At 57.0% G+C, this 18,764-nt stretch carries 15 protein-coding genes; 11 read left to right on the plus strand and 4 right to left on the minus strand.

Features of this window, described 5'->3' with window-relative positions; all coding sequences use genetic code 11:
* Position 1: 1 nt before the first annotated feature.
* Positions 2 to 3,028 carry an ATP-binding protein gene (locus ACQ86N_RS14670; RefSeq protein ID WP_431215786.1) on the minus strand — a complete coding sequence of 1,009 codons (3,027 nt, stop codon included), beginning with the start codon at positions 3,026 to 3,028 and terminating at the stop codon, positions 2 to 4.
* Between the two features lie 322 nt (positions 3,029 to 3,350).
* Here ACQ86N_RS14670 and ACQ86N_RS14675 point away from each other — a divergent pair, with 322 nt between their 5' ends.
* Both ACQ86N_RS14675 and ACQ86N_RS14680 read left to right on the plus strand, forming a co-directional pair.
* Positions 3,351 to 3,671, plus strand: a complete 321-nt coding sequence (locus ACQ86N_RS14675) for a hypothetical protein (RefSeq protein WP_431215787.1) — start codon at positions 3,351 to 3,353, stop codon at positions 3,669 to 3,671.
* A 219-nt stretch (positions 3,672 to 3,890) separates the two neighbouring features.
* A complete protein-coding gene (locus tag ACQ86N_RS14680) occupies positions 3,891 to 4,142 on the plus strand; it encodes a hypothetical protein (protein WP_431215788.1) in 252 nt (83 codons plus the stop codon).
* A gap of 136 nt (positions 4,143 to 4,278) precedes the next feature.
* Here ACQ86N_RS14680 and ACQ86N_RS14685 read toward each other — a convergent pair whose 3' ends face one another.
* Complete coding sequence (locus ACQ86N_RS14685) at positions 4,279 to 4,641, minus strand: hypothetical protein (RefSeq protein ID WP_431215789.1); 363 nt, start codon at positions 4,639 to 4,641, stop codon at positions 4,279 to 4,281.
* On the opposite strand from ACQ86N_RS14685, the gene ACQ86N_RS14690 reads away from it, so the two are divergent.
* Complete coding sequence (locus ACQ86N_RS14690; protein WP_431215790.1) at positions 4,631 to 5,236, plus strand: murein L,D-transpeptidase catalytic domain family protein; 606 nt, start codon at positions 4,631 to 4,633, stop codon at positions 5,234 to 5,236. The genes ACQ86N_RS14685 and ACQ86N_RS14690 overlap by 11 nt on opposite strands.
* 216 nt (positions 5,237 to 5,452) lie before the next feature.
* Here the strand turns inward: ACQ86N_RS14690 and ACQ86N_RS14695 are convergent, their stop codons facing one another.
* Both ACQ86N_RS14695 and ACQ86N_RS14700 read right to left on the minus strand, forming a co-directional pair.
* Entirely contained in the window at positions 5,453 to 8,596 is a 3,144-nt protein-coding gene (locus ACQ86N_RS14695) for an ATP-binding protein (RefSeq protein WP_431215791.1), read from the minus strand.
* A complete protein-coding gene (locus ACQ86N_RS14700; RefSeq protein WP_431215792.1) occupies positions 8,583 to 9,194 on the minus strand; it encodes a response regulator in 612 nt (203 codons plus the stop codon). The genes ACQ86N_RS14695 and ACQ86N_RS14700 overlap by 14 nt, the downstream gene beginning before the upstream one ends.
* A 214-nt stretch (positions 9,195 to 9,408) precedes the next feature.
* Between ACQ86N_RS14700 and ACQ86N_RS14705 the strand changes: the two genes are divergently transcribed.
* The 8 genes from ACQ86N_RS14705 to ACQ86N_RS14740 all read left to right on the plus strand — a co-directional run bounded on the left by ACQ86N_RS14705 (position 9,409) and on the right by ACQ86N_RS14740 (position 18,709).
* Positions 9,409 to 9,789 carry a hypothetical protein gene (locus ACQ86N_RS14705; protein ID WP_431215793.1) on the plus strand — a complete coding sequence of 127 codons (381 nt, stop codon included), beginning with the start codon at positions 9,409 to 9,411 and terminating at the stop codon, positions 9,787 to 9,789.
* Between the two features lie 89 nt (positions 9,790 to 9,878).
* Positions 9,879 to 10,127: a hypothetical protein gene (locus ACQ86N_RS14710; RefSeq protein ID WP_431215794.1), complete on the plus strand. Its 249-nt coding sequence runs from the start codon at positions 9,879 to 9,881 to the stop codon at positions 10,125 to 10,127.
* A complete protein-coding gene (locus ACQ86N_RS14715) occupies positions 10,016 to 10,282 on the plus strand; it encodes a hypothetical protein (protein WP_431217423.1) in 267 nt (88 codons plus the stop codon). Before ACQ86N_RS14710 ends, ACQ86N_RS14715 begins: the two co-directional genes overlap by 112 nt.
* A gap of 67 nt (positions 10,283 to 10,349) precedes the next feature.
* On the plus strand, positions 10,350 to 11,630 hold the full coding sequence (locus ACQ86N_RS14720; RefSeq protein WP_431215795.1) for a GNAT family N-acetyltransferase: 1,281 nt from the start codon (positions 10,350 to 10,352) through the stop codon (positions 11,628 to 11,630).
* Positions 11,631 to 11,958: 328 nt separating this feature from the next.
* The gene (locus tag ACQ86N_RS14725) at positions 11,959 to 14,247 is read left to right on the plus strand and encodes a WD40/YVTN/BNR-like repeat-containing protein (RefSeq protein ID WP_431215796.1); all 2,289 of its coding nucleotides are present in this window, start codon (positions 11,959 to 11,961) and stop codon (positions 14,245 to 14,247) included.
* 268 nt (positions 14,248 to 14,515) lie between these two features.
* Positions 14,516 to 14,974 (plus strand): hypothetical protein, encoded by a 459-nt coding sequence (locus ACQ86N_RS14730; RefSeq protein WP_431215797.1) that lies wholly within the window; start codon positions 14,516 to 14,518, stop codon positions 14,972 to 14,974.
* Positions 14,971 to 18,114 (plus strand): VPS10 domain-containing protein, encoded by a 3,144-nt coding sequence (locus tag ACQ86N_RS14735; RefSeq protein WP_431215798.1) that lies wholly within the window; start codon positions 14,971 to 14,973, stop codon positions 18,112 to 18,114. The genes ACQ86N_RS14730 and ACQ86N_RS14735 overlap by 4 nt, the downstream gene beginning before the upstream one ends.
* A 1-nt stretch (position 18,115) precedes the next feature.
* A complete protein-coding gene (locus ACQ86N_RS14740; RefSeq protein ID WP_431215799.1) occupies positions 18,116 to 18,709 on the plus strand; it encodes a ferric reductase-like transmembrane domain-containing protein in 594 nt (197 codons plus the stop codon).
* The last annotated feature ends 55 nt before the right edge of the window (positions 18,710 to 18,764 follow it).

An 18,764-nucleotide genomic window follows, 5' to 3' on the forward strand; every position in this document is an offset into this window, starting at 1 on the left:
TCTAGTAAGGAAGCCGAAGATCCACCGTCGTACCTTTCTGCTCCACGCTCTTCACCGAAAGCGTTCCGTTGAGCCTTTGCGTGAGGTCGAAGATGAACTTATGCCCCAGCTGGCTGCCGCTTTTCAGATTGTCCAGGCTGTCGTCGCCCAGAAACGCAGCCACCTGCTGCGGACTCATCCCCTTCCCCGTGTCGGCGACCGATATCAACACCGAAGGCCCTTCTATTCTTGCCGTGATCTTGATGGTACCATGACTCGTATACTTGTTGGCGTTGTCGACCAGGTTCCTGATAATGGTCAGTAACATATGCGGATCGGAGTAGATCGACAGGTCTTCGGCCGCCTCATAAGAAATGCTGTTCCCCTTCTGCTGCACCTGCTCGATAAAGAAATCAAATATCTCCTGCAGCAGCGGCCTGACGGCAAACTGTTGTTTGCTGATGCTGAACTGATCCGTCTGACTGGTCACCCACAGTAAAAAGTCCTCGGAGAAATTATAGATATCCTGCGCGCCTTTCTTGACCCAATAGGTCCTGTCCCTGATCTCTTCCGCGGACAGGCTGCTCTGATTGTCATGGAGGTCGCCGGCCAGCAGAGTCAGGAAGCGCAGCGGGGACCGGAGGTCGTGGATGACAAGTGAGATCAGCTTTTCGCGGCTGACCACCGCACTCTGCAGCTTCTCCGCTTTTACTCCGATCTCCTTTTTCTTTTCCACCAGTTTGAGCCGCAGCCGGATCAGCAGGAAAAGTAGGATAATGACCGCCAGCGCCAGCGGCAGCATGAACCAGGTCGTTTTGTAAAAATAGGGCGGGATGATCAGCTCCCATTCGCGGTACTGGTAGTTGTTCTTGCCAAAACCGTTGACTTTCCGCACCCGAAGCGTATACCTTCCGGCCTGCAGCCTGTTCAGCGTGATGATGCCATCCGCCGGAACCGGCTTCCACTCGTCGCGGAGCCCGTCCACTTCATATTGCAGATAGAGATTGTTCGGATTGCCCAGATAAGGGCAGGAGATCTCTACGAGCAGACTATTGTAGCCGGCCTTCAGCCGGATGGTGTCCCCATTCTCCAGTATCGTTCCGTCCGTCTCAACATGGCGCATATCGATCGCGCCATGGGGAAAGTCGGTCGCCAGCGAATCGGCGAAAAAGCAGACCATTCCCTTCATGGACGAAAGGGCCACAAAATCTCCCGGCGTGATCACCCCCGCGGAATTAAAGCCGCCGTTGAACTCATTGGTCTGCAAACCGTCCTGACGGCCATAATAATAATAGTACAGGCCCTTGTTGCTGCCTTCGCACCAGGCGTCCATATCAGCCCTCGGAACTTTGAAAAGCCCTTTGTTACAGGGGATCCAGATATTGCCCGACCTGTCTTCGAGGAAACAGTGCGCCGTGACAAGAAACCCGTTCTTGTCCAGCGGCATCCGGACCCACCGGTTATGATAAAAATAAAAATAGCCCTGACCATAAGTCCCGACCAGGATATTGCCGTCTTTAAAAGGATGGATCGCCCGCACATGCATCCCTGTAAACTCGGGAATGGCGCGGGATTCGTTGCGCTCCTCGTCGTACTCGAGCAGTCCGCTGGTACCGGCGATCCACCAGCGGTGCGCGCCGACCCAGGCAAAAGATTCATTGACGTCCCTGCTGGTCAGCCTGGGCACCGTAAAGACCCGCCGGAAACTGTCGCCCTGCAACTGCCATAGCGAGCTCTCGGTCAGGCAATAGAGGCGGCCTTCCGCGTCCTCCTTATAGTCGACGATCGTCGCATCGAGGGCCGGTGGCTCCGATACCAGATCCATCGCGCTGTCCAGGCGGCGCGGTCTGTCGTACCATGCTGCCCAGACCCGATCCTTCCGGTCGGCATAAAGCGCGCGCTGCCAGATAGCCACGGCGTCCTTTATCGGAATCAGCTGTCCCTCCGGCGTGAAAATGAATTTATCGGTCAGGATCTTCCGGCCTTTGAACAATGCCAGGGGACCGAAAAGATGCCGGTCCATCTTCTGTCGCAGCGCCGGGGGCCATCCGGATCGCAGAAACCTGTTCTTTCGCAAAAAATAGAAGCCCTCGGTATGCGTGGCTACCAGCAAAAGGTCGAGCCCCGCATTGTATTCCACCGCCGAAATATTGGGGATGAAACTGAGGTCGACGAGAAAAGCCGCGTTCAGCCCGGCGTCGCCGGCAGCGGTCAACCGGTACAGGCGACGACCCGCCAGCAAATGCGTCGTCCTGCCGCACGAATACAGCCGGTAGCTGTCCCCGCCTTTCTTGACGAGCGCCAACTCTCTCCCGAGATCGCCTCCGATCAGCGAAAGCCCCGTCAGTTGGCGGCCGTCGGCATATACCGCAAGCACCGAATCCTGATGCAGGACGAAGAACTTTTTATCCAGCAACAGGCACTGTTCCTTGCCGCCCGGCAGGCGGGCCACGGCTGACAACTGACTTCCATCGTAGTAAAAAAGGCTGTCGTTCAGCGTATAGTAGAGACGGGCCGAATCAACAGCGTAAAAGTTCCGGTTGTTCGCAAAAAGGTACCGGAAGATTTTTTGGCGCTGCGCAGCCCCGGCTGCGTTTTTTGTGTTATTCAGGAAAGGGGAAAAGTCGAACAACTGTTTGCGGCCATTCAGCAGCCAGGGCCGCTTCATCGCTTCGGAAGGGGTGATCACCGGGGCGACGTACTGCCGGTTATTCCTGGGATAACAGTAAAGGTTATGGTCATCCGTCTGAAAATAGAGCGACCCCTTGTCATTCTTCCCCAACAGACGAACATTCGATTCCATGACCGGCTTGTCGTTCGGGTAGTAGAGTTTGAACGAATTACCATTAAAGCATACCAGGCCGACCTGAGAGGCCAGCCACAAATACCCGTCATTGTCAAATAACAGGTCGTTGACGCTGTTTTGGGGCAGCCCGTTCTCGTCGGTAAAATGCTGGACAGAGTAGCCGTTCGAAGAGTCGGACTGAGTCAGGGCAGGTGTTACAGACAATGAGAGGATAGCAATGATAGAGATCGCCTTTTTGATCATGCCTTAACCTTGGCCGCCAAATATAATAAAAAATACTCTGGACGTATAATAAGTGGAAAGGGGCATGCTTTCCCGTCATAACACCTTATGACAGAAAGTCTTTGTCTGATCGCGTGGCTAATTTCGTTATCGTGAGTACCTGCTGGCGGAAGGGAGGGTACTTTTATAGAACAAAATCTGTATCCACCATGAATAAACTCTACTCTAAGGGCTTAGTCCGCCCGCACATCGCCGCCACACATCCACTCAGACGGTGAAACGCATAATCTGGTCTACTTATTTTATCGTTTTTCCCTTATTCGATTAACTAATTGATCATCTTATGCCGACGACCTTCGAATTAACTATCGACGCATATGTCCTGCTGCTGATCCACCGGTATCGCGGCCCTGGCGGGCTTTTTGTTCAGGAGCCGGCAACTGTCCAAAAAGAACGGCGCATACACCAACTCGAGCAGGAAATGCTGGACGCGCACGCCGAAGTGCTCACCGTTCAGCGGGAGTACCACGAACTCGAGTCGAGAGTTGCCAGCGATACCAGCCCGGTTATTCCCATGAAGAACAATAAGAACGACGAACCGCCGCCCCATTCGACCGGCCGGAGGCCATCCCTTCGGAAAGACCGGCCTACAGGGACGGACTAGCGGCCCTGTTGTCCTATTGCGCCTGCGTATTTAAAATATAGTCATGCCTCATCCTTCTTCGGGGGGAGAAACCTGTCATTTCTCACCCTTATCGCCCTCCTTGCCGCCTTGGACGCGCAGGCCACCTGCCCGTCCAAAAATTATTTTCATTCCTTCTTTTCGAGAAGTCATAATTCTCCAGGATCTGCGTTATATAATAAGGAGATTGCCCCTGAACCTATGAGCTCGGGCTATGTCCGCCGGAATGCCAATGGCGATCTGGTCATAACGGTTCCTCAGAATAGCGCTGGCAAGTACAAGATCCGATTCTTCGACGACCATGGCGGGCTGCTTTTTGAGATCCGGCAGATCCGTGACCCGCTGCTTATCGTGGAAAAATACAATTTCGAACACGCAGGGCAATTCGTATATGAGCTTTACAGGGATGCGGTAGTCATCGAAAGAATGAGCTTCAGCATCCGCAAAGAATGAAATGAATGATTCGTAACCCAAATCCTATAACCGTAATTAAAATCCAAATCCCATGCGCGTACTATCTAACCTTCTATTTAAGGTTACCCTGTCGTCCATGATCCTGACAGCCCCGGCAATGATGACGGGACGTTCCCTAGCTGACGGAGACCACCGAAAAGGAAAAGAAGTCGTTCTGCCTTTTTACTCCTCGGCGGTCATCGCACGGTTCATCGATCAGCCTTCTCTCACCGCAGTTCCAAAATTTACAGCCCAGGGAATATGTTGCCAGAACTGCGCCGCCCGTCACACCGGTCGCAGAGACTCCCGCTACGCCTCCCGCAGAAGTTCCGGCAGCAAAAGAAACCCCCGTAACGACTGAAACTCCCGTAGCGACTGAAACCCCCACAACGACAGAAACCCCCGTCGCCAAAGCCACCGAAGAGAACGAGTCCACCAGCAACGGCATCGTATCCACAACCGCCGCGGCAAAGGCAGCTGAGCTCCGGATGGTGGTCAACCAGGCCGTTATGCTCTACAGCAATATGAAACTCGAAAAGCAGGGCCTCGACCCCAAAGCCTTCGAATACGCGTGGCGCGGCTATTACCACCTGTTGAAAAAAGGCCTTATACGCAAAAGGACCGTTCTCTCTATCTGCGATTTCAGCCAGTCCTGCTGCAGCAAGAGAATGTATGTCATCGACGTCCAGCGCCGCAAGCTGCTGTTCCGGACCTATGTAGCCCATGGCCAGAATTCCGGCGAGGAATATGCGACCTCGTTCTCCAATGAGCCCGATTCTTATAAAAGCAGCCTTGGGTTCTATGTAACAGACAGGGTCTACTATGGCCGCAACGGCCTCTCGCTGCGCCTCAACGGAGTCGACACCGGCTACAACGACCTGGCGCTGAAAAGAAATATCGTATTGCACGGCTCTACCTATGTGGGAGACAAATACATGCAGAACTTCGGTACGCTGGGTACGAGCCTGGGCTGCCCCGCTCTGCCTTCCGCCCTCAGCGGCCGCATCATCCGGGCCGTCAGAAATGGCAGCTGTCTGTTCATCTATCATCCGACACAGCAGTACCTCGAAAATTCGACCATCATCAATAGTTAACAACTAAAAGAAAGCACTATGACGTCCAGGACCCGTTATACAACCATCTCTTCCCGCGGTGCCGTGGCGCTATTGATCTGCTTTCTGATAGGGATTGCCGCTGCAGCCCTGTTACTATATACCTTATTATAAGCAACGGTCGAAGGTATTATAAGCAACTGTCGCAAGTTAGCTGGCCGGTCAGTTTGACCGGCCTTTTTTATGGCCTCAACTTCCTTACAATGGCACCCACACGGAGATCCTCGTCCCCCTGCCTTTTTCACTCTGGATCGTCAATCGCCCCCGGATGATCTTCAGCAGGTCCTTGATGATCAGATAGCCGAGCCCGTTCCCCTTCCGGTTATCCACATTCGCGGACGAAATGATGAAATGGTCGGCCATGATATTGTTGATCTGCTCCTGTGTCATCCCGACACCCGTATCCCCGACAACCAGCGTGATGTTGTCCGCACCGCGAATACAACTGACGCGGATATGCCCTTCCGCGGTAAAATTGATGCCGTTCAGGATCAGGTTGTAAAGCACGATCTTGACCGGCTCGATATACTGGAATACGATCAGATCGGATTCGATCCCATTGATCAGACTTACCTCCTTCTGCCGCGCCATCGCCTGAAAAATGCCGAACAGCTGCCCCACCAGCTCGTTCAGGTTGAAGCTTTCCTTAGCCAGGCGGCGGTCTTCATTTCGGTATTTTATCCAGTTCAGGATATTGGTGGAGAGTAGTTCAAGCTCTTTCGAAGTGTTGGCCATCTCACCTATCGCCTCCTCCTGAAGGGCCTCGGTCAGGCCCTGCTTTTTTCGATCAGATTCCTGCCGGTCATATGCAGAAAACGCAGCGGCGTCACCAGATCGTGGCTGATAATGGAGATCAGCCTGGTCTTGATCTGGTCGGTACGTTCCAGTTCTTCGTTCTTGGCCTGCAGCTCGCGCGTCTTTTCGGCGATCTGTTTTTCCAGCCTGTTCTGCCGCTGCTCGAGCCGCCGGGTGCGCCACCGCACGATGGCGCCGATAAAGACCGCGAGAAGGGCAAGGCTCAGGATCCAGCTCCAGGGCTGCTGCCACCAGCGCGGAATGATGCGGAAAGCTGGCGGCCGTCGAGCTATAGCTGTATCCAAATCCGTTGCGCTCGCGTATCTCGAGCCGGTAAACCCCCGAAGGCAGATTGCTGAACCGCAGCCTGGGGTTATTCTGTATATCCAGCAGCTGCCAGCCATGCGTGTAAGGCTCCAGCCTGTATTCGATATAGAGATTTTCCTTACCCGCCCAGGCAGGAAAGCCGAGGGAAAAGACCAACTCCCGCGTACTGGCCGGAAGCTCGGGCGTTATCAGCGACGCGCTGTTGACCACCTGGCTATCCGCCATGAACTCGTCGATATCGATCGCCCCTCCCGGCAATCCGGTGACAGGTCGCATGGTATTGACCCACACCAACCCGTCCATCGACGGAAAAGACAACGTGCTGTCATTGAGGGCCAGCGCACAGGGAGTGCACCCGCCATTGAGTTCGGTCATGTCCAGGCCGTCGGCCCTCCCATAATAATGATAGTACACACTGCGGCGGCTGTCGTCGAAAGCCGCGGCCATGTCCTCCGGACGGGCGCGGAACACCCCTTTATTGGTACTGATCCAGCAAAAGCCCCGCCTGTCCGGAATGAAACAGTGGGCGTACCGCAGGTAATTGCCCTTATCCAGTGGGATCGGCCGGATCTCCCCGTTCTTATACAGGAAGATCCCTTTCCCATAGGTGCCGATGAACAGATAGCCCTTGTATTTCCAGAGACTGCGGACGCAAATACCCGGCGCCCTCCAGAGCGTATCCACGGCATGGGTCACGATATTGTAACGAAAAAGACCGTCGCAGGTGGCGATGGCGATCAGGCCGGGACTCATCTCCAGCACCGCGAACGGCGCATTGCCGTTGATATCCGGTTTGGGATAGCGGTATTGATAGTCGATCCGGTCCTTGCGTAGTACCCCGATGCCGACAGCATTGACGACATAGAGATCACCCTCTGACCGGACAAATCCGTCCGTGATCGATCCCTCTCCCGCCGGTATGGCTACCCTCCGCTTAGTACGGTAAGACCACGAATAGACCGTATCGTTGCTGCTGTACCACAGCACGCTGTCCGGCGTGGTCAGCACGTAGTTGTTGAAGCTGCCGCGGACGGGCAATGCCTCCGGTCCGGGATTGGGGTGACGCAACACATCCCCGTTGCTGGTGAGTACCGCTCCGCCCGTAAGGGCTATCTGGCTGTAGTAGGCGGTCTGTCTGTCAGCACCGCCCGGGCCGGCCGCCTTCTTTACCGTCCGCACCGCATTTTGGTGGATCACGAATATCCCCTTCGAAAAACTGCCCAGAAAAAGCAGACCGCTCCGCGCGTCGTACCGCACGAAGACCAGTGACGCATCCGTCGGCACCGAGTCGCAGACCAGTTGTTCCGTCATCCTGCCTTCCCGATAGTCCAGCAGCCACGCCCGGTTGTCCTTCACCATGACGGGATTACTCATGCTGTTGTCCCAGAACAGCTGTGCCTTACCCTTCCCTCCGGTTGTACGTGACCCTCCGGTCGTCCGTGACCCTCCGTCGGCCCGTGACCCTCCGGCAGCCCGTGACCCTCCGGTCGTCCGTGACCCTCCGTCGGCCCGTGACTTTTCGGCCTCCGGTGAAGGAATGGCCCTCTTCGATGTAAAATCCGGAGATAGTTGATAAAATCCCACTGCGGGATCGAACAAAAAAACGCTGTCCCGGAGACAAAATGGCTTCGACCCAGGCGGCAGTGCGGTCAGCAACCTGGGGACCGGCCGACCGAGCCGATAGTCGTACAGGCTGTCGTGCTGCGTCAGCAGCAGTCTGTTCTCGTCCAGCGGTATCAGCGCCTGCAGGGAGAAATCGAAGCCAAAGCCGGCGGGAGGCTCCTGCGAGCTTTGCCGGAATAGTTTGCCCGAAGCGATCAGCCCGGTCAGCCGGAAGGTCGTGGGGCGCGCGTCGACCCTGATCTGACCGGTGAACTGCGGTTTGTTTCGCATCACAAGGAAGAGATCGCCTACCTCATCTGAAGTATAAAGACGGCCATCCCTGCTTTTCAGCAGAAAAAGCATTCGTTCGGAGAAAAAGCCGGGGGTATTGCTTCGGTTGAAAGTGACGAAATCGGCGCCATTATAACGGGTGATCCCAGCCTCGGTCGCGATCCATAAAAAACCGGTCTGTCCGTCCCATTGCAGCCCCTTAATCCCATTCGAGGGAAGCCCGTTGTCAGTAGTGAAATGGTCGATACGATAGTCATTCTGGGCCTTCGGGTAATAGCAGCAGCTCAGCAGCAACACCAGAAACCCCGCCGTCCTAGTAATTGACATTGTACAATGTAGCTAATTCTATGAGTTCTTTCAGGTTTGTAGTGAGGGTTTTTTCGAATATGCGGTTTTTTACCGTCGAGACCGTATTCATCTTTACGTTGAGCGTCTCGGCTATTTCCTTTGTGCCAAGCCCCTTCAGGACATAATGCAGGATCTCCAGCTCCCGCGGGGCCAGCGCGGAGAACGGATTGTTGGGCCATCGGGCGCCGGGGCCTTCTCTCGTCGACTGTTCGTTCAGCAGGAAGCGCCGGAGCAGCAGGATCGTCTCTTCCTCCGGAGTCGTCTTGGGCAAATAGTGCTCGATGCCGTATTGCCGCAACGCCTTTCCGTATACTTCGGCGGGCTGCATGGAAAAAACCATTATGCGCAACTCGGGATAAAGTTTTTGAATGTTCGGCAGGATCTCCAGCGAACTTCCATCCGAGAGAATGATGTCTAATACGAGATGCGTATACTTTTTCTTCGCCAGCTCCTTCATCAGCTCGTTACAGCTGACAACTTCCGAGACATCCGTAAATCCCAGGTGCAATTGCAATAATAACTTCAGACCTTTCCTGATCATGCTATGGTCATCCGCCAATAGTATCTGTGGTTGCATTTATGCTAAATTCATCAATAAAAATCTACTGTTTGTAGAATTAATTCTACCGCATCTTGACGTAAAGCTATTAATTTGCTCTCAGTGGCGATCACGCAGACTCGTGCTGATGCCTCTCAAACTGCCGGTAATATCCTGTTTAAGCTTTGTTCCTGACTTTTTCAAGACCTGTCGTCCGCTTAATGATTCGTTCACATTATTTTAATTTATCACTATGTCCGGTTTCCGCTTAAAACTCAACAGGTTAAGGAATATCCCATATGCGTCTTCGATCCAGGAGCTATTGCCATTTGAGAAATCCTTCGAGCTCGAATACTATTTCGAAGCACAGTGGCACCTCATTGTCGTCAAACCAATCCTCGTCAATACCGTCGTCGTCTTCCTCGTAAACTTTCCCGAAAGCCATGAAGAATCGATGGCGCTCGTGTACAATAAAAAGGACACCTGGGCAGATATCGAGAAAGAATCCAACGGCCATACGGAAGCCATTGGCCTCGCTATCGAGAATTACTACACCGACTGCTATCTTCCCTGGACGGGTAGCGTCAGGGACGGGTCATCCCAGATACAATGGGACGATCACCTGATGAACTAGATCCTCATAGAAGGTCCCCCGGAACCGATCCTCAGCTTTATCCAATCGCTTCGTTTATCTGGGTGCCCCCGGCGTCCTCAAACTTAACTATGATCTCCATTATGAACATGGAACGAACCGACGAGGAAGATATCAGCATCACCTGGTTTCGCCAGGGGCTGCCCGAAGCTTTTAAGGCATTTTTTTCCTGTACTATCCCGAACTTTTCTCCTTTGCATTCCTGCTTCTGCGCGATGCTCCCGCCGCCTACCAGCTATCGCTGGACGCCTTTTTCCTTTGCTGGCAGCGCCGTGCGGATTTTACCGACGACGAAAAGATCAAGGCTTTCCTCTATCTGACGACGCGCAACGCCTGCATGGATCAGCTTCGCCGTATCGCCGACCCCGCCGTCACGGACAAGACGGTGCCCGCAGGGGCCCCCCGACTCATTGCCGCCCGCTATCCTGCGGGAGGTCTATGCCTTCGCCTCCGTCGGGCTGAAGAAGTACGGTAAATAATGGAAGAAGTACGGCGCGGAAGATTTTTTTGCCGGTCGCGGCGGATAACCTAGATTTATCCTGATGGCCTATCCGTCAACAATGCAGGAAGCCGATTCCCTCCGCCTTGAACAGGCTGCGGCTTTCAACCACCGGGAGCTGTTCAAAAAAGAAGCGATTACGCTTGGCGGCAGCTACTTTGATACCGACGGCCTGTGCTGGACTTCGGGCAACGCCCAGAGCCCTTCCATGGTGGCCTTTCCCCAACTGACAGAAGCCAATGCCGGACAGCAGCTGGACGAGCTCATGGATTTTTACCGCAAATTTCCGCCGAAAGGGGCGGGCTGCTGGTCCCTCGACCCCGCCAGTCCTCCCGATCTGGGTATCCGCCTCCTTGCAAGAGGGTTCCAACCCGGCTGGAGACCCCGATGGATGGGCCTAGACCTCAACGAGGTCCGCACCGATCATCCCTTCCCCCGCGGACTGACCATCGTAACAGACAACCAGATTTCCCTGACAGACGTAAAGAACCTGCCCTATGCCCACGTCATCGTTCCCGCCGCTTCCACTACCGACATGCCAGGACAATGGATGCGTTTCGTGGCGAGCCTCCACGGAAAAGTAGTGGGACATAGCGTCGTCTTCCTCACCTCGGGCGATCTTGGCGCCGCGGGCATCTACCACGTCGGGGTCGTCCCCCGCCACCGCAAAAAAGGCATCGGGAAAGCCGTCACGCTGGCCGCCTGCCTCTATGCGCGCGACCAGGGATACCGCTACGCCGTACTGAATTCCACCAGCGCCGGCCAGCGTACTTACGAGCAACTGGGCTTCTCCGTTATACGCGACGGGTGGACCTGGTGGCTGATCACCGATCGCTATCTTTCCCGCCCGCCTTCACCGCCGGACGTACAGCTGGCCGAAGCCGTCGGCAGGGGCGACCGGCAGTCCCTCGACGCCCTGCGCCCCCAGCTGCAAATGACTTCCAGATACCTGAACCGCGAACTCAGCAACGGCCTGACCCTGATGGAGCTCGCCGTACACTGCCGGCAGCCCTCCGCCGCGGAATGGCTGGTCGGCGCCGGCGCCAACTATACCGTCCTCGACGCCTGGGACCTCGGCTGGCTGGACCGCGCGCGTCAGATGCTGCAAAAAGACCCTTCTTCGGTCAACAGATCATACGGGGAATGGAACAAGACACTACTGCATTTCGCGGCCGAACGCAATGACGCCGACCTCACCCGGCTGGCCCTGACCGCCAGACCCGACCTGCGCATGAAAGACAGCGCCTACCAGTCTACCGCCCTGGAATGGGCCAGACACCTCGGACATACACATATAATGGAATTGTTGCAGGACGCGCGCTAGTGGCTTCCATCTTCGTCATCTCCGCGAACCAGCGGTTGGCCTCGTGGACACAACTGATATGCGCCGCGTCGTTCTTCGCGGTGTAGAAAGCGATAACTTTGAACGACGGACTTTGCGGCTGCTGTGCCCTGCCGCTAATAAAAAGAAAGTGACCAGGACAAAGACCCAGGAATGTCTACGGAATCGAAGCATTATGGGCGTAGTTTAAGATTCCGAATATACGGAACAGTTGACCGACCCGAAAAAGTTGATGGACGGTTCGGTCCGGTAGCAACTTATATCGTAATTTTTTGCCCTCTTATACACTACTACACATGAAGAAACTGCTTTGGCTGCTGTCCTGCTGCGTCATTATTCACTCGGTTCACGCGCAGACTCCCGACACTTCTCTTTTGGAAATCTTCGCTGGCGGATGATCGGCCCCCATCGAGGGGGACGAACAGTCGGCGGCTGCGGCTCGCCACAGCAGCCCAATGTCTTTTATATCGGCGTCAACAACGGCGGCGTCTGGAAGACCACGGACTTTGGCCGGACATGGGCGCCGATCTTCGACGAACAGTCGACCGGCTCCATCGGCGACGTGGCCGTTGCCCCTTCCGACCCCAATATCGTCTACGTAGCCACCGGAGAAGGCATCCAGCGCCCTGACCTCTCCGTAGGCAAGGGGATCTTCAAGTCTACCGATGCAGGCCGCACCTGGACCCATCTCGGACTGGATGCCGGACAGCAGATGGGCGGTCTGGCGATCGACCCCAAAGATCCCAACAGGGTATTCGCCGCCGTACTCGGCCATCCCTACGGGCCCAATCCCGAACGAGGCGTGTATCGTACGCTCGACGGAGGCAAGACCTGGGAGAAAGTATTGTATAAGGACGAGAACACGGGCGCGATACAGGTGACGATCGATCCCGTCAATCCGCAGATAGTCTACGCGGACCTCTGGGCAGGACGCCGGGGCCCTCGGGAGAACGGCGCATGGAACGGCCCCAACAGCGGCCTTTTCAAGTCCACAGACGGAGGCACGACCTGGTCGCAGCTGACCAAAGGGCTTCCGACGCCCGCGCAGGGACTCAGCCGCATCGGTTTTTGCATAGCGCCTTCCGATCCCTCCCGCCTGTATGCTACCGTCGCAGCCGACGCGTCCTACGGCGGCATCTATCGCAGCGACGACGCCGGCGCCAGCTGGCAAAAACTCAACAGCGACCAGCGCTTCTGGGGCCGCGGCGATGACTTCGCCGAGGTCAAGGCCGACCCGAAGAACAAAGACATCGTCTATACAGCCGACGTGGTCGTCTGGAAATCCACCGATGGCGGAAAGTCCTGGGACGCCTTTCGCGGAGCACCCGGCGGCGACGACTACCACCGCATCTGGATTAACCCCGACAACCCGCAGATCATGCTGATCGCCCTCGACCAGGGCGCGATCGTCACGGTCAACGGCGGACAAAGCTTTTCTTCCTGGTACAACCAGCCCACGGCACAGTTCTATCACGTCATTACCGACAACGCATTTCCTTATAACGTCTATGGCGCACAACAGGAGAGCGGCTCCGTTGGCATCGCCTCCCGCGGCAACGACGGCGGCGTGACCTTCCGCGAATGGCACCCGGTAGGCGTCGAGGAATACGGCTATGTGGCCCCCGACCCACTGGACCCAAATATCATCTATGGCGGCAAGATCACACGCTATGACAAACGCACCGGCCAGATCCAGAACATCGCCCCGGAAGCGGTACGCAGCGGCAAATATCGTTATCTCCGCACCGCACCCGTCCTCTTTTCTCCCATAGACCCCCACACAATGTACTTCGCGGGCAATGTCCTCTTTAAAACTTCCAACGGCGGCCATTCCCGGCAGACGATCAGCCCCGACCTCAGCCGCGAGCGCTGGAATATCCCCGCCAGCGTCGGCGTCTACAGCAACGAATCACTAAAGCAAATGCCCCGCCGCGGCGTCATCTATACCGTTGCCCCTTCTCCCGTAGACCCGCTGACCATCTGGGCCGGTACCGACGACGGACTGATCCATATTACAAAAGACGGCGGCAAGACCTGGAAAAATATAACCCCACCCGAAGTCTCCGACTGGATGAAGGTCTCGCTGATCGACGCCGGACATAGCGACGCCTCCACCGCCTACGCCGCGGTCAACGGCATCCGCATCGACGACATGCACCCGCATATTTACAAGACCCACGACGGCGGCAAGACCTGGACCGCGATCGTCAACGGCCTGCCCGACGACCCGATCAACGTCGTCCGCGAAGACCCGCACCACAAGGGGCTCCTGCTGGCCGGCTCGGAAACTGCCGTATACGTATCCTTTGACGACGGAGCACACTGGTCTTCCCTTCGGCTGAACATGCCCGCTACCTCCATCCGCGACCTGGTGTTCAAGGACGCCGACGTGGTCGTCGGTACGCACGGCCGGTCGTTCTGGATCCTCGACGATATCGCGCCGATGCGCCAGCTGACTACCGCCGTGGCCGACGCGACCCTGTACAAGCCCGAGCCCGCCGTCCGCGTCCGCTGGGACATGAACCCCGATACGCCGCTGCCGCAGGAAGAACCGGCGAGGAGAACCCGCCAGACGGAGCGATCATCGACTACTACCTGAAAGCCGACGCCTCCGACGCAGTCACACTGGATATTCTCAGCGCTTCCGGACAGACGATCCGCCACTATTCGAGCACCGATACGCTCTATTCCATTCCCGACGTCAATATCCCCCTGTACTGGATCCGCCCCCAGCAGCTGCTGTCCGCAAAGGCCGGCCCACACCGCTTCATCTGGGACCTGCACTACCAGCCGCTCAATATCCCCGCATCCTATCCCATCAGCGCGGTATATGCGAATACAGCTCCCAGCGCCACATCCCCTGGGCCATGCCCGGCGTCTACACGGTCAGGCTAAAGGCAAACGGGAAAGTGTATATGCAGCAGCTGACCGTTCGCATGGACCCGCGCGTGAAAACGCCGCTGGCGGCTCTCCAGCAGCAGCACGACCTGGCGCTGCAGGCCTACCATGGCAGGGAACAGGCGATGGCGTCCATGGAAAAAGCACACGCGCTCCGCGCAAAGGTCGCCGGCAACGCGGCGCTGGAAGCACAGCTGGCCGCACTGGAAGGCTCGGGCGGAAGACGCGGCAGGGGAGGGGCCGCTCCGGCTGGCAACGGCGTTCATTCGTTCTCCCAGCTCGCCAACGATTTCGCCGGCATATTCGGGATCCTCGAAGAGGCCGATATGCCCCCGACCGAACAGACCATTTCAGACCTTCAGACAACCATAAAGGCCGCGGCAGCCACCAACGCCGCATGGCAGCAGCTTCAAAAACAAGTACAATGATCCAACACATGAGATATCTCCTGACCGCTAGTATCGTCCTGCTGACTACCGTCGTTGGTCAGGCGCAGAAAAAGACCCCTTCCGATCCAAACGACTCGACCTTTTTCGCCGCCCTCAAATACCGGCTCATCGGCCCCTTTCGCGGCGGCCGCGCAGACGCCGTCTCTGGCAGCCTCAAGAACAGAAACACCTTTTATTTTGGCGCCACTGGCGGCGGTCTCTGGAAGACCATGGACGGCGGCAGCAACTGGAAGAACGTTTCCGACGGATATTTCGGCGGCGGCGTAGGCGCGGTAGCCGTAGCTCCCTCCGATGAATCGATCGTATACGCCGGAGAGGGCGAGAGCACGCTGCGCAACAACGTCTCCGAGAACCTGGGAGGCGTCTGGCGTTCCGACAACGGCGGCCGCAGCTGGCGCGACCTGGGGCTGAAGGACAGCCGTCATATCGCCCGCATCGTCGTGCACCCCGCCAATCCGGACATTGTTTGGGTCGCCGTCATGGGCCATCTCTTTGGCCGTAGCACCGAGCGTGGTGTGTTCAAAACTACCGACGGAGGTAAGACCTGGCGGAAGGTATTGTTCGTCAACGACCAGACCGCCTGCTCCGACGTGGTCATGGAACCCGGCAATCCTTCCGTGCTCTATGCCGGCATGTGGCGCGTCAAACGCACGCCCTATAGCATGGAGAGCGGCGGCGAAGGCAGCGGCCTCTACAAGAGCACCGACGGCGGAGAGACCTGGACAAATATCTCTGCAAAGAAGGGCCTTCCCAAAGGCGTCTGGGGCGTCGTCAACGTCGCCGTCCCCGCCGCCAATCCCGACAAGGTCTACGCGATGATCGAGAACGCAGAAGGCGGCCTCTTTCTCAGCACCGACCGCGGCGATACCTGGACAAAGGTCAACAGCACCAACGATATCCGCCAGCGCGCATGGTACTATAACCGCGTCTACTGCGACCCGAAGAACGAGAATATCGTCTACGTGCTCAACGTACAATTCCAGCGCAGCCTCGACGGCGGCAAGACCTTTGCCTCCGTTGCGAGTCCGCACAGCGACCACCACGACCTCTGGATCGACCCGGAAGACAGCCACCGGCTGATCCTCGCCGACGACGGCGGCGCCCAGGTCAGCTTCAACGCCGGCGAGGACTGGAGTTCCGTAGACAACCAGCCCACAGCCCAGATCTACCGCGTCACTACCGACAACGCCTTTCCCTACCATATCCTCGGCGCCCAGCAGGACAACACCAGCGTGCGCATCAAAAGCCGCTCCACCGGACCTGCCATTACCGGGAAGGACTGGGAACCTACAGCGGGCTTCGAAAGCGGTTATATCGTCCCCGATCCGCTGAATCCGGATATCGTTTACGGCGGCAACTACGACGGCTATCTCGGCAGGCTGAACCACCGTACCGGCGAGAACAGGTCTATCGACGTCTGGCCCGACAACCCCACCGGCTCGGGCGCCGACTCGCTGAAATACCGCTTTCAGTGGAACTATCCCATCTTCTTCTCCCCGCACAACCCACACCGGCTCTACGCTGCCGGTAATCAGCTGTTCGTCACGGAGAACGAAGGGCAGACCTGGGAGACGATCAGCCCCGACCTCACGACCAACGACAAATCGCGTCAGGGACCCAGCGGCGGCCCCATCACCAAGGACAATACTTCCGCCGAATACTACTGTACCATCTTCACCGCGACGGAGTCGGCGCTCGAAAAGGACCTGCTCTACACCGGCAGCGACGACGGGCTCATCCACGTCTCCAAAGACGGCGGCAAGCACTGGGACGATATCACGCCGCCGCAGGCCGGCAAATGGACGCTGTGGAACTGCGTAGAGGCCGATCCCTTCAAAAAAGGCGTGGCCTATTTTGCGGGTACCCGTTTCCGCGAGGACGACTATACGCCTTATTTGTTTAAGACAGAAGACTACGGCAAGACCTGGCGGCTGATCACGAAAGGCATCGACCCGCGCCATTTCACGCGCGTCATCCGGGCGGACAGGAAAAGGCCCGGACTGCTCTACGCCGGCACAGAATACGGCATGTATATCAGCTACGACGGCGGCGACAACTGGCGCCCCTTTCAGCTGAACCTCCCCATCGTACCCGTGACCGATCTCACCATCAAGGACAACGACCTCATCGTGGCCACGCAGGGCCGCGCCTTTTGGGCGCTCGACGGCCTCAGCCTCCTCCAGCAGCAGTCGCCGGACCTGCTCAAGAAAAGACTGCACGTATTTGCAGTCGACGACGCCTGGCGCACCGAAGGCGGCGGACGCCGCCGCCGCGACCAGCAGCCCATCCACAACGCCGGCCAAAATCCGCCCAACGGCGTCGTATTCCGCTACTGGCTGAAGTCGCCTGCGGATACCCCCAAAGTATCCATCACGATCTTTGACAAACAACAGAAGCCTATCAGAACGTTTACGACCCGGTCGAAAGACGCCGATACCCGCCTCGACTGCGAATCGGGTATCAATACCTTTGTCTGGGACATGCTGTATGCCCCCGCGGAAAAGATCACCGGAATGCTGCTCTGGACCGGCGGTGCCGGCGCACCCAAGGCGGCGCCCGGTAAATACACCGCCCGCTTCAAATACGACGACGATTCGACCGACGTCGCCTTCGCCATCAAGGGCGATCCCAACTACCAGCTGACCGAGGCCGACTACGACGCCCAGACCGGCTTCCTCCTGCAGATACGCGACAAATACAACGAGGCCCAGAAGGCCATTCTGCAGATCCGCAGCGTCCGCACACAGCTGCAGGACTTCAATTCCCGCCTCGACAGCACGCAGAAGCCGATCAAAAAACTATCCGACAGCCTTATCCGCAATCTCACCGCCATCGAGGAGGCTCTGTACCAGACTAAGTCGAAGAGCGGTCAGGATATGCTGAACTTCCCCATCCGGCTCAACGACAAGCTCTCCGGCGTTTATGGCTATGCGTCGGAAGGCTATGCCGCGCCCAACCGTCAGGCCCGCGAGGTCTTCGCCTCGCTGAGCGCCCGGACAGACGCCCAGCTCGACAAATTGAAAAATATATTGAACACAGGCATCCCGGCGCTGAACAAACTGGCATACCAACAGCAGATCCCCGTGATCAGCGTAAAAGAAAATCCTACAACCAACTGACATGGAGAACCAATGGCTCGAGCTTTCTTCCAATTTTGGCCTTATCGCGACTTGCGTGCTGACCTTCAATCTGCTGCTGGGCATGCTGCTCAGCACAGCCTACCGCCGGTCGCCGCTGTGGAAGAAGATGCCACCCCTTGTAAAGAAAGTGAGTATCGACGACCTGCATAACTGGACGGCCTACGTGGCGCTGGCGCTGGTGGCAGGACACGTGCTGCTGCTGCTCGCCGACGCCTCCCTGAAATACCGCCTCGTCGATATCCTCTTTCCGGTGAACGCGCCCCACCAGGTCCTGTGGACTCTGCTGGGCGCGCTCGCGATGTACGCGCTGATCGCGGTCATCGTCACGACGCAGAAAAAAATAAAGAGCAGGATGAGCTTTCGGCTGTGGAAGAATATACACCTGATCTCCTATGGTACGGCGCTGCTGTTCGTCGTCCATGGGGTCGTGATGGACCCACTGCTGAAGGACCGGCCAGTCGACTGGCTCGACGCGGAGAAAATGCTGTCTGAATTGTGCGGGGTGGCGCTGATCGCTGCGACCGTGGTCCGCTACAGATATTACCGCCGGAGGCAACACCTGAAGGTGGTGTGAACCTCGGCGGTTCACGCTGGTTGTATCCGCGGTTCACCTGATTTTAACCAATGCT

Source organism: Puia sp. P3 (genome assembly GCF_050632245.1).
Lineage (GTDB): Bacteria > Bacteroidota > Bacteroidia > Chitinophagales > Chitinophagaceae > Puia.